At 51.8% G+C, this 9,631-nt stretch carries 10 protein-coding genes; all 10 read left to right on the top strand.

Annotated features, from left to right (window positions below):
• The first annotated feature begins 163 nt into the window (after positions 1 to 163).
• The 10 genes from ABF463_RS12725 (at position 164) to ABF463_RS12680 (ending at position 9,618) form a co-directional block, all read left to right on the top strand.
• Positions 164 to 844: a GTP-binding protein gene (locus ABF463_RS12725; RefSeq protein ID WP_415534111.1), complete on the top strand. Its 681-nt coding sequence runs from the start codon at positions 164 to 166 to the stop codon at positions 842 to 844.
• A gap of 11 nt (positions 845 to 855) precedes the next feature.
• Positions 856 to 1,890 (top strand): ATP-binding cassette domain-containing protein, encoded by a 1,035-nt coding sequence (locus tag ABF463_RS12720; RefSeq protein ID WP_415534109.1) that lies wholly within the window; start codon positions 856 to 858, stop codon positions 1,888 to 1,890.
• 61 nt (positions 1,891 to 1,951) lie between these two features.
• Positions 1,952 to 2,962 (top strand): ABC transporter substrate-binding protein, encoded by a 1,011-nt coding sequence (locus ABF463_RS12715; protein ID WP_415534107.1) that lies wholly within the window; start codon positions 1,952 to 1,954, stop codon positions 2,960 to 2,962.
• Between the two features lie 100 nt (positions 2,963 to 3,062).
• On the top strand, positions 3,063 to 4,076 hold the full coding sequence (locus ABF463_RS12710; RefSeq protein ID WP_415534105.1) for a LacI family DNA-binding transcriptional regulator: 1,014 nt from the start codon (positions 3,063 to 3,065) through the stop codon (positions 4,074 to 4,076).
• A gap of 430 nt (positions 4,077 to 4,506) precedes the next feature.
• Positions 4,507 to 5,421: a lysylphosphatidylglycerol synthase transmembrane domain-containing protein gene (locus tag ABF463_RS12705; protein WP_415534104.1), complete on the top strand. Its 915-nt coding sequence runs from the start codon at positions 4,507 to 4,509 to the stop codon at positions 5,419 to 5,421.
• Between the two features lie 146 nt (positions 5,422 to 5,567).
• A complete protein-coding gene (locus tag ABF463_RS12700) occupies positions 5,568 to 6,302 on the top strand; it encodes a WecB/TagA/CpsF family glycosyltransferase (RefSeq protein WP_415534102.1) in 735 nt (244 codons plus the stop codon).
• A 32-nt stretch (positions 6,303 to 6,334) separates the two neighbouring features.
• Positions 6,335 to 7,117: an FAD-dependent thymidylate synthase gene (thyX, locus tag ABF463_RS12695; RefSeq protein WP_415534113.1), complete on the top strand. Its 783-nt coding sequence runs from the start codon at positions 6,335 to 6,337 to the stop codon at positions 7,115 to 7,117.
• Between the two features lie 44 nt (positions 7,118 to 7,161).
• The gene (locus ABF463_RS12690; protein WP_415534100.1) at positions 7,162 to 7,785 is read left to right on the top strand and encodes a guanylate kinase; all 624 of its coding nucleotides are present in this window, start codon (positions 7,162 to 7,164) and stop codon (positions 7,783 to 7,785) included.
• Between the two features lie 100 nt (positions 7,786 to 7,885).
• On the top strand, positions 7,886 to 8,788 hold the full coding sequence (locus ABF463_RS12685) for a DUF2156 domain-containing protein (RefSeq protein WP_415534095.1): 903 nt from the start codon (positions 7,886 to 7,888) through the stop codon (positions 8,786 to 8,788).
• Positions 8,785 to 9,618, top strand: coding sequence for a GNAT family N-acetyltransferase (locus tag ABF463_RS12680; protein WP_415534093.1), 834 nt, complete (start codon positions 8,785 to 8,787; stop codon positions 9,616 to 9,618). Before ABF463_RS12685 ends, ABF463_RS12680 begins: the two co-directional genes overlap by 4 nt.
• Positions 9,619 to 9,631 lie beyond the last annotated feature (13 nt).

Below are 9,631 nucleotides of genomic sequence, written 5' to 3'. Positions count from 1 at the left end.
GCTTTATGGTAAAGTTAAAATATAAAGAATATTGAACGAAGGGGTTAAATAACCGTTGTTGTTATAGACGGGGATTAACCCCTTTTTTTAATCTACATTGGTGGCGCTCGTGGTATACTGGGCGAACAAGGAATCGTCTGGTTTGGAAAGGAGGAATGCTCGGTTGAAACTGATCACTGTTTCCGGACCGCCGTCATCCGGCAAAACATCCGTGATTCTGCGCACTGTGGAGTTGATACAGAAAACCTATCGCGTCGGTGTGGTTAAATTCGACTGCCTTTCTACTTTTGACGGGGAACTTTATGAAAAACAGGGTATTCCGGTCAGGGTAGGCCTGTCGGGAGGTTTGTGTCCGGATCATTTCTTCATCAGCAATATCAGTGATTGTCTGGACTGGGCTATCCGCGAGGGGCTTGATCTGTTAATCAGTGAGAGTGCCGGACTCTGCAACCGTTGCTCGCCTCACATCCGCGACCTGACTGCTGTTTGCGTGATTGACAATCTGTCGGGGGTGAATACACCGCACAAGATTGGGCCTATGCTTAAGTTCGCCGATATTGTGGTGGTGACCAAAGGGGATATTGTGTCTCAAGCCGAACGCGAGGTGTTTGCATTCAAGGTGCGGCAGTCTAATCCGCGTGCGCGGATTGTGTTTTTGAATGGCATCAGCGGGCAGGGCGCGTTCGATCTTGCCAAGTTGTTTGCCGACGCGCCGGATACCGATACCCTTGAACAAAAACACCTGCGTTTTACCATGCCGGCTGCGCTTTGCTCCTATTGCATGGGGCAGACTCGTATCGGTGAACAGTATCAAATGGGTAACGTCAAGAAAATGAAGCTGTGAGGCACAAAAGCATGGAAGAACAGAAAATCACAAGCCTGTTGCGGACAGCGCCTATCGGTGAACTGTTAACACGGTACCCCTATATCGGCGAAATGCTGGATTCTGTGAAAATCGGTGTGCCGGATATATCCATGACCGTGTTGGAATTGCTTTCGTCGGTGCCGGATGCTTATTATGAAGATTTCGCGCTCAGCCGTACAAAGATGGCAGAACATATCTTCTCCTATATAGAAGAGGCAGAGGCGGAAACCACAGAAAGCTCCTTAAAGGTGAAAACGGTTACGGTAATCGGCGGGCATGATAAATCAGGCCGCGCGGAGAACTGCACGCTTACCCTCACACGCGGCGATATCGTTTGCATTGTCGGCCCGACCGGTGCAGGTAAGAGTCGCTTGCTGGGGGATATTGAATGCATGGCCCAGTGCGATACGCCTACGGGGCGGCAGGTGCTGATAAACGGAGAAGTGCCGGAGGAAAAATATCGCTTTGAAATCGAACATAAGCTGGTGGCACAGCTTTCCCAGAACATGAATTTTGTTATGGATTTGAGTGTTGCGGAATTTACGGCACTGCATGCGCAAAGTCGCATGGTACAGGACGAGGCGGAGGCGGTTCGACGCATCCTCGACTGTGCCAACGAGCTTGCAGGCGAACAGTTTGCTGGGCAGACGCCGCTTACGCAGCTTAGCGGCGGGCAGTCCCGCGCACTCATGATTGCCAGCACGGCATTGCTTTCCCGCTCACCCATTGTATTGATCGACGAGATCGAGAATGCGGGAATTGACCGGCAGAAGGCGCTGCATTTGCTGGTTCAAGAAGAAAAGATTGTTATGATGTCCACGCATGATCCTCTCCTTGCTTTACTGGGCAGCAGGCGTGTCGTTATTAAAAATGGCGGTATCGAGGGCATTGTGGAAACGAGCGACGAGGAGCGTGCAAACCTATCATATCTGGAAAAGATAGATGAGGGGTTGAGTGAGCTGCGCGGACGTATCCGTCGGGGGGCCAAAATCGATTTCGACCTGCGTTCGCTGTTTGAGCAATAGAAGGTTGCGATAGCATCATGCTTGCAGGATTTTGCATGGAATTTGAAAGGAAGATGGAACGATGGACAAAACACAGACGATATCCGCGTTATTTGAAGATTCTGAGGTGTCCGATCAACTGGATTTTTTCGGAGAGACCGTTTGCGCACTGAAACCTGCTTTCCGGGAAGGATATAATGAGGCAGCTGCCATTTTCCGTCAAACGCAGGGCCGCAGTATGCGCGGCTATCTGCCTGCCATTTGCGGTTGTGACGGCATCAAGGGCGCTGAAAATATTCACCGTGTGCGGGAAAACTATCACATTGACCAAATGCCGGCGGTGATTTCGTCTTTCAAATTGGGCAGCTATTTTTTCAGCCCGTTCCTCACCAAGTGCACCGGAAAAGGATACTTTGAACAGCTGAACTTGCCGATACACCCGGTTTTTGAAAAAAGCGGCCTGCGTGATCCAAACGGGGAATTTCACATTTTTTCCGTTCTGCCGTCCGTGTTGCTGGTTGACAAAAAACGTCTGGGTGACCGCCCGATGCCGCGCTTGTGGAGCGACTTGCTTGACCCGATGTTTGCAGGAGAAGTGGCGTTGCCCTCTGCACACGATGCGATCTCCCCAATACTTCCGCTTGCCGTATTGCGCGACCACGGCGAAGAAGGTTTGGAGAAACTTCGGCGGTCTGCACACAGCATGATGCACTCTCAGGATATGATTCGTAATGCGGGTAATAAGGTGGCCGGGCCAACCATTTTTGTGGTCACATGGTTTTTCGCGCAGGCTTGTCCGCACCCGGATGTTGAGCTTGTCTGGCCGGAAGACGGGGCATTGGTTGAACCGTCGTTCCTGATGGTTCAAAAGGGCCAGCAGGACGTATATCGCCCGCTGATAGATTTTATTGCAGGAAAAGCATTTGGGGAAATATCGGCAGAACACTGTTACCCCGCGGCCAACCCTGAAGTGGAAAATCATCTGCCCAAGAATGCGGTCTTTAACTGGCTTGGCTGGGATTTTCTCCGCTCTGCGCCTTTGGAGGATCGTATTACGGAGATCAAAGCGCGTTTTGCCGATTTGAATGTTTGAACTTTTTAAAGAAGTATGAACCGTGCTAAACTGCTTGTTGCCGGATATGCGGCCCGCAGATAAACCAAGGTAAACAGTCATAAAAACGAAGGATACATTTATGCGCGTAACAATCAGCGATATTGCCAAGGCGGCCAATGTGACGCCGTCTACCGTGTCGCGCGTGGTTGCAGGCAGTTCTCTTATCAGCGTGAAAACGACGAATAAGGTCCGCAGGGTGATGCGGGAGATGGGTTACCACCCGAACATGATTGCGCGTTCGCTGGTGCGCCGTTCCACTAACATTGTCGCCGCGCTTTTGCCGGGCAGCAGTGAACAGGTGTTTCAGCATCCATTTTTTTCCGGTCTGCTGCAGGGTGTTATGTCCCAAGCGAAAGCGCATGGCTATGAAGTTATACTTGCCAATATCGACAACGAGGCTGAAGAGCAGTTGCTGGTCGAGCATTTTATGGGCAGCGGCGTTGCAGAGGGCATGATCTTGCTGGTTTCCCGTGTGGGGCAAACCAGCTTGGAGAGTGCTGTTCAGAGTGCTTTCCCGGTGTCCATGGTTGGCCGCCCAATAGATGCATGGGTCGACCGCATCAGTTGGGTGGACAGCGATAACTTCGCGGCCGGGTATAATCTCACACGGTATTTTTTGCAAAAAGGGCGGCGGCAAATTGCATTTATCGGTTTGGTGTCGGATATTGTGGTGACAATGGACCGATTTGCGGGATATAGGCACGCGTTGAAGGAATCCGGCATCCCGCTCGATGAGCGGTTGGTGGTGGAAGGGCGCTTTATGGACGGCGATGAGCATTTGCTGACAAAAGAGCTGCTTGCGCGCGGTGTGCGATTTGATGGCTTGATAGCCGCCGATGATTATCAGGCATTTGCAGCAATCAAGTTGCTCTCGCAGAATGGACTGACGGTGCCGCGTGATGTGGCGGTTGCAGGGTTTAACAATGTGCCGCTGGCTGAATATTTTTCCCCGTCTCTTACCTCAGTGGATGTGCGTCCATCCTCTATTGGAGAAAAAGCGTTCGATTTGCTTTATCAGCAGATAGAAAACAAGGCTGGCAAACCGCTTCATGTCATTGTTCCCACCGCGTTGATTCCGCGGGCATCAGGCTGATTTTTGTCTTTGTGATTTGAAGAGTAAAAACCGTTCCGCATTTAAGCGAGCTGTGTATAAAAGGTGCCTTACATTAGATGTAAGGCACCTTTTATGTTACGTAATAATAGAATGGAAAAAAGCCGTGCAGAGCGGTAGGTGCGGTCTTTATGCAAAAAACAGCCCGGAAACAATGCAGTTTTTACTGACCATATCAGATATTCTTATTTTTATCTATGCTAGTGTAACCGTACATCGATTTGACGAATGGAAATATTTGATGCAAATTTGTGGGTCTTTTCTTTAAAAAACAGGAATAGGATTGCTGCGTGCACTTACAATAGTATCAGCCTGTTTGTTTGCGGGTAAATGAAATGTAAGGCATGGTATCTTATATTTTACTTTTAAATGTACGCGTTTTGTTGTAGAATAAGATATGGGAAGCGATTGGATGAAGAAAAAAATGGGAATCAAGATCGCGGTGGGGCTTGCCATCACGACCGTTATGATTTATATGGCAGCGCGTGCGCTTGGCGGATTTGATCCGCGTATGCTGTTCAGCAGCAATGTCAATTGGTGGCTTTTTTTGTCTGCCGTCTTGTTGTTTGTCGGCGGGCAATTTTTTCGTGTATTTGTGTATCCATATGGGATTGACCGCAAACTGTCGTTTGGAATCTCGTGCCGTATTGTGTTGGTGGGAAATATGGCCAATCTGCTCCTGCCGCTGCGTGCGGGCGAGGGCCTGCGGTTTGCGTTCTTTCCGCCGCGCTATAGTGCGCCCAGACGTACCCGCTTGCTGATGATGCCGGGCGGCACGGATGTGGTCGTGATCTTGCTGCTGTCCATGTTGGCCGTGCCGCTTGCCGCTGGCAATATGCATCCAAGCACGGTGCATATGCTGAAAATGGCTGGCATTATTCTTGCGGTTTTAGCCGTCGCGGTGGTTGTGGTGGGTCTTCTGGTCGGTCGGTTTCGCCGCATGATCCATCGGTATTGCACATTGGGGTTTGCGCGGACGGTGGGGTGGGTTTTTTGCTCATGGGTGCTGCTGCTTATTTCCAGCTGGGTCGGATTGCTGGCATTCCAGCTTCCGCCTGCTGAGGCGATACGAATGGCGTTCGCTGTTTTTGCTACATCGAATATTATCATGTTTATCCCATCCAGCCCCGGCGGCTTGGGCGTGTTTGAGTATGCTGTGGTGCTGTCGCTCCATTTTTTTGGTGTGCCGGAGCCGACTGCCATTCCAATTGCCTTGCTTCTGCATTTGGTGCAATATGCCGCTTTGCTGCCGCTTGGAACTGTTGCATATCTTACAGGTCTGCATTTGCAGCGCCATGCTGCGACCGCTCTGCACAAGAGCGTATAACGTCTTGCAATATCTGCCGCGCAACGATATAATAATGGAAGAAATTGCGGCCTTTGTTTTTGGTTGCATATAAATGCCGCGCATTCGCCATTGAGCCCGAAAAAGCCGTGCTTTTTTGGAGGCGGCGCGGCAATGGGAGGGTTGAAATGCCCGGAGTAAATGTGCTTGGCATCACCTATGAGAACGTGACGCTCGACGAGGCGCTGCACGATGTGCTTGCTTTCACACAAGCGGACGGCACTGCTTATGTGGTCACGCCTAACCCTGAAATATCAGAGGCTTGTGTGGCAGACAAGCGTTTGGCACACGCGGTTGCGGAAGCAGATTATGTGGTGCCGGACGGCATCGGTATCATCATGGCGGCAAAAATCTGCGGGACGCCGCTCAAGGAACGCGTCGGCGGATTTGATTTGGCCACTGCGCTTCTGCCGGAACTGGAGCGGCGCGGGCTGCGCTTGTTTTTATTGGGCGCAAAGCCTGGCGTGGCGGAGCAGGCGGCACAGAATCTGCGCGGCCGTTTTCCGGCGCTGCGGATTACCGGGGTGCATGACGGCTACTTTCAGGAAGACGACGAAGCAGTGGCGGCTGTCAATGCTGCGGGTGCGGATGTTGTTTTTGTGGCGCTTGGCTTTCCTAGACAGGAATATTTCATGCATGACAACCGTGAGGCATTGCAGGCACATGTGCTGCTTGGACTTGGCGGCGGGCTTGATGTTTTTGCCGGAATTGCAAAACGTGCGCCGGCTTTTTTTATTCGGATGAATTTGGAATGGTTTTATCGCTTGCTCTGCCAGCCATGGCGTTTTGTGCGGATGCTCAAGCTGCCCAAATATCTTTTTCGCGCCATCGGCACACGCGTTTTTAAAAAAAACGCCGTGTAAAAAGGTATTTGTAAATATAAGGAGAAAGAAACATCATGAAGGTCGAACTGTTGGCTTATACCCCCATGCCGGAAAAACTGACGGCGGCGGCAGCCAAGCTCTGTTATTCGCCCAGCACCATCGAACATATTTTAGACGGCCTTGATGAGGAAAAAACGGCCTCTTATGTGGATATGATTGCCAGCCTTGGGCATGAGAGCGTTGTGGAGCACGCCAATTTTACATTTGGTCTGCAAGGCGTGTCGCGTTCTCTTCTTGCGCAGATTACCCGACACCGCATCGCGTCTTTCAGCGTGCAAAGCCAGCGCTATGTGCGGGAGGGCGCGTTTTCGTATGTGATTCCGCCGGAGATCGAGCAGGTGCCGGAAGCCAAAGCCGAATTCCTTTGCGCCATGGAAGAAGTGCAGGCGCATTACACCAAATTATCCGCCATACTCAAGGAACGGCGTTTGCGTGAAAATGTGCAAAAGGGGATGAGTGAGAAGCAAGCGGCTTCTCAAGCGGAAAAGTCCGCCATTGAAGACGCCCGTTTTGTATTGCCGAATGCTTGTGAAACCAAAATGATTTTCACGATGAATGCGCGCAGCCTGCGCAATTTTTTCGCTCTGCGCTGTTGTGAACGTGCGCAGTGGGAGATCCGCGCGGTCGCATGGGAGATGCTGGGGCTTTGCTTGAACGTGGCGCCGCATTTGTTTGCCACTGCCGGGCCGGGCTGTGTGCGCGGCGGATGCACTGAAGGAAAAATGACCTGCGGGCGAGCTGATGAGGTGCGCGTACGGGCAAAAGCATTGCGGTGCGAGGGGCAAAGCAAGTGAGCCACGTTTGTTTGGAAAACCATGAGAGTATGCGGTGTGGCACAATGGGAAAACTGTTCTGTTTGTTGGGAAAAAGCGGTACGGGCAAGGATACGGTCTTTCGTGCGCTGGCGGATCAGCAATCGTTGAACCTGCGTCTTGTCGTTGGCTATACCACGCGTCCGCGGCGAGAGTTTGAGATTGAGGGAGTAGAGTACCATTTTGTTTCGGAAACCGCTTTTGCCGCATTGCGGGAGGCCGGGAAGATTATTGAAGAGCGCTGTTACCAAACCATGCACGGGGTTTGGCGGTATGCTACGGTGGATGACGGCAGCGTCGATCTTTCCACAGGGCAGTACCTGATGATTGCCACGCCTGAGGCAATCGACAGTTTGCGCGCGCACTTTGGAGGCACAGCGGTGGTGCCGCTGTATCTTGAAGTGGAGGATGGTTTGCGACTCAGACGCATGCTCCGGCGTGAGGGCAGGCGTGAGGCGCCGGATTACCGCGAGGTCTGCCGGCGCTTTCTTGCGGACGAGCAGGATTTTGACTGTGATGTGCTTTTGCAGCACGGTATCAGCAAAGGAATTTCCAATCGGCGCCTGCAAGATTGTGTGACGCAAATCACCGAGATTATCGTGCAGTCTTCTGCTCCCACGGACGTAACAGGACGCATAATTGAGGGCTGATGCGTGATTGTTAGAAATGTGCGGAGATTGGGCTGCATGATTGCCCCAGCGGCAGGGCAAGGGGATAAACCGGGGCGAGAACCATTTTTGGAGGATGTTTATGATTGATTTTCACGCACCGGAGCTTTCGGACAAAACCCGCGTAGACGCTGCTTTTTTAACGGGGAATTGTCGGTCGGATGATTATTGTTTTGGAAATATTTATATATGGCGCGCATTCTACAAAACGCGTATCGCCTTTTGGGACGATATGCCGTTGATCGCGTTCGACGATGGACCAAACGGTGCGGCGCGTTACCTTTTCCCACTAGGTGACGGCAATGTCAAAGAGGCACTTCAAGCGCTCGCGCGCGAGCCGGATGCTCGCCGCCCGTTCACATTGGCGGGTGTGACCGAGGATATGAAAAAACAACTGGAGGAACTGTTTCCCGGACGGTTTTCGTTCCAGTTGAATCGCGAGCAATCAGATTATGTTTATAGTGTGGAAGCCCTTACTAACCTTGCCGGACGGAAATATCATGGCAAGCGCAATCACTTGGCCCGATTTAAACGGAAAGACTGGGAATACGAGGCAATCACCCCTCAAAATATCGAGGTGTGCGACAAGTTCAATGATGAATGGTGTGCTGTCAACGACTATCAGAGTTCTCCTGCACTGTTGGCGGAATATAAAGCGGTCAAGGAGGCTTTTGCAAATTTTGAAAAACTCGGATTTGCGGGGGGACTGCTCCGGCAGGAGGGGAGACCTGTTGCGTTCACCATTGGCGAGCCGATCTGTAAAGATACCTACGGTATCCATATTGAGAAAGCCTTTGCGGATGTCGAGGGTGCATATGCCGCCATTAACCGTGAATTTTTGGCGGCGTCCTGTGCGGCGTACACGTATGTCAACCGTGAGGAAGACGTAGGGGACGAAGGCCTGCGGAAGGCGAAACTTTCTTATCATCCGGTGGAGCTGTTGGATAAATACACAGCGACGCTGATAGGAGGGGAGATGCTGTGATTGAGATAGCATCCGCGACCGATAGTCATGCCGTCCAAAAAATATGGAAAACCTGTTTTGGCGATACGGATACATATATCCGCTTTTTTGTAAAGACACATTTAGGTGCGGGGCGCTGCCTGGTAAGCAAACAGGGCGGGCGTGCTGTTTCCATGCTGTTTCTTTTGCCTTCGCTCTGTATATACGGCGGGGAAGAACGGGTGGTGCAGTATGTGTATGCGGCGGCGACTTTGCCGCAGTTTCGCCGTCAGGGGCTGATGGAGGGACTGCTTACCCGCGCACACGAAATCGCGGCGGAACAGAAAATGCTGTTCACCTGCCTGAAACCCGCGAACGAGGCCCTCTACCGGTATTATGGTGAACTTGGATACCGGACAACCTTTCATGTTACGCACAAGATCATACCGGCTGCTTTGGGGGAAACGGATACGCGGCCGTTCGTTTTTTCACCTGCCGATAGCGATGCGGTCTATGAAAAACGGATGCAGACCTTTTCGACCGGTTTGCTGTGGGGGCGCGAACTGTTTGATTTTGTCCTGCGTGAATGGAAAATGGAAAAAGGGGAGTGCCTTGCTTTCCCAGGTGGGTATTGCCTGGCACGTCAAGACGGGCAACGCGTACTGTGCAAAGAAGTCGTGCCGGGACAATGGTCGCTTTCGACGGTGGCGGCGGCGCTTTGCGCACGTTATGGCTTGCCTGAAACGGAGTTCAGATTGCCATGGGATGGTCTGCCGACGCCGGACGGCGGAATGATACGTCCCGTGGATGAGGCGTTCGACGTGGAGGCGTTTGAAGCTGCGCGTCCATATTTCAGTTTAATGCTTGATTGAATAGATTGATAGG

This window comes from Ethanoligenens sp., assembly GCF_047718355.1.
Lineage (GTDB): Bacteria > Bacillota > Clostridia > Oscillospirales > Ethanoligenentaceae > Ethanoligenens.
Note: the sequence above shows the minus strand (reverse complement) of the source record. Positions and strands in the feature narration are given on the sequence as shown.